This window comes from Mesorhizobium sp. M7A.F.Ca.AU.002.02.1.1 (assembly GCF_003998535.1).
In the GTDB taxonomy this organism is placed as follows: domain Bacteria; phylum Pseudomonadota; class Alphaproteobacteria; order Rhizobiales; family Rhizobiaceae; genus Mesorhizobium; species Mesorhizobium ciceri.
This window is the reverse complement of the sequence record NZ_RZPB01000994.1, coordinates 1-1,859: the sequence shown is the minus strand read 5'-3', so window position 1 is coordinate 1,859 and position 1,859 is coordinate 1. Positions and strand designations below refer to the sequence as shown.

Genomic DNA, 1,859 nt, shown 5'->3' with positions numbered 1-1,859 from the left:
GTCTCCGGCCGCGCCGCGTGCGCTTTCGGTACCTAGCTGCGATCCCTGAAACGATTGGTGATGGGGTAGCGGCGGTCGCGGCCAAAATTCTTTTTCGTGATCTTCACGCCTGGCGCCGCCTGCCGTCGCTTGTATTCTGCGATGTAGAGCAGGTGCTCGATGCGCGTCACCGTCGCCCGGTCATGGCCGCGCGCTACGATGTCGTCGACACCCATCTCATTCTCGACCAGGCATTCGAGGATATCGTCCAGCACCGGATAGGGCGGCAGCGAATCCTGATCGGTCTGGTTCTCGCGCAATTCCGCCGACGGTGCCTTGTCGATGATGTTCTTCGGGATCACCTCGCCCGAGGGGCCCAGCGCACCCGGCGGCACGTGGCTGTTGCGCCAGCGCGACAGCGCGTAGACCTGCATCTTGTAGAGGTCCTTGATCGGATTGAAGCCGCCATTCATGTCGCCATAGAGCGTGGCATAACCGACCGACATCTCGCTCTTGTTGCCGGTGGTGACGACCATTGAGCCGAACTTGTTGGAGATCGCCATCAGGATGGTGCCGCGTGCGCGGCTCTGCAAATTCTCCTCGGTGATACCTTCCTTGGTGCCTTCGAACATCTGCGTCAGCGCGTGCAGGAAGCCCTCGACCGGCTCGAAGATGGGCACGATGTCATAGCGGCAGCCGAGAGCGCGGGCGCAATCCTCGGCATCTTTGAGCGAATCCTTCGAGGTATAGCGGTAGGGCATCATCACCGCGCGCAGCCGTTCCTCGCCGAGCGCATCGACGGCCAGCGCCGCGCAGATCGCCGAATCGATGCCGCCGGACAGACCAAGCACGACGTTCTTGAAGCCGTTCTTGTTGACGTAGTCGCGCAGGCCCAGCATGCAGGCGCGATAGTCAGCCTCCTCCCGGTCCGGGATTTTCGACATCGGCCCTTCCGAGCAGACCCAGTGATCGCCTTGTCTCTTCCAGGTGGTGACGTCGACCGCTTCCTCGAACTGGCTCATCTGGAAGGCAAGCGTCTTGTCGGCGCCAATGGCAAACGAAGCGCCGTCGAAGATCAGCTCGTCCTGGCCGCCGAGCTGGTTGGCATAGATCATCGGCAGCCCGCATTCGATGACCTGGCGGATGACGACCTGGTGGCGGACATCGATCTTGGCGCGATAATAGGGTGAGCCGTTCGGCACCAGCAGGATTTCCGCCCCGCTTTCGGCCAGCGTCTCGCAGATATCGACATCGCCCCAGATGTCCTCGCAGATCGGAATTCCGATGCGCACGCCGCGGAAATTGACCGGCCCCTGGATCTCGGGTCCGGCCTGGAAGACGCGCTTCTCGTCGAACTCGCCGTAGTTCGGCAGATCGAGCTTGTAGCGTTCGGCGATGATCTTGCCGCCGTCGGCGAAGATGATCGAATTGTGCGTGCCGCTCTTGCGCTTCAACGGCGTGCCGATGATGACGCCGGGACCGCCATCCGCGGTGTCGGCGGCAAAGTCCTGTGCCGCCTTTTCGCAGGCTTTCAAAAAGGCCGGCTTCAGCACCAGATCCTCCGGCGGGTAGCCGGCGAGGAAAAGCTCGGTATAGAGCACGAGATCGGCGCCCTGACGTGCGGCATCCGCCCTCGCCTCGCGGGCTTTGGCGAGATTGCCTGATATGTCGCCGACAGTCGGATTGAGCTGGGCGACGGCGATGCGCAGGATGTCGAGCTTCTTGGTCATGCCTGCTGACTTAGCGCGGCAAAATTGCTCGGGCAATGGCGTTCGTTTGGACCAATTCGGAGCAAATGACGAATGTCATTCGTGTCCGGACCGATCGATTCGATCGTGTTGACCGATCGACGAATGCCGATCGTGGCAAGCGACCACGTT

At 61.7% G+C, this 1,859-nt stretch carries 1 protein-coding gene; it reads right to left on the bottom strand.

The annotated features are described in order from the left end of the window. Window positions 1-32: 32 nt before the first annotated feature. On the bottom strand, window positions 33-1,709 hold the full coding sequence (locus EN879_RS34185) for an NAD+ synthase (protein ID WP_013531895.1): 1,677 nt from the start codon (window positions 1,707-1,709) through the stop codon (window positions 33-35). Between the last annotated feature and the right edge of the window lie 150 nt (window positions 1,710-1,859).

What these genes read in the sequence shown, in the direction of transcription:
- EN879_RS34185 (WP_013531895.1), bottom strand. Translation starts at nt 1,709, where the DNA reads ATGACCAAGAAGCTCGACATCCTGCGCATCGCCGTCGCCCAGCTCAAT.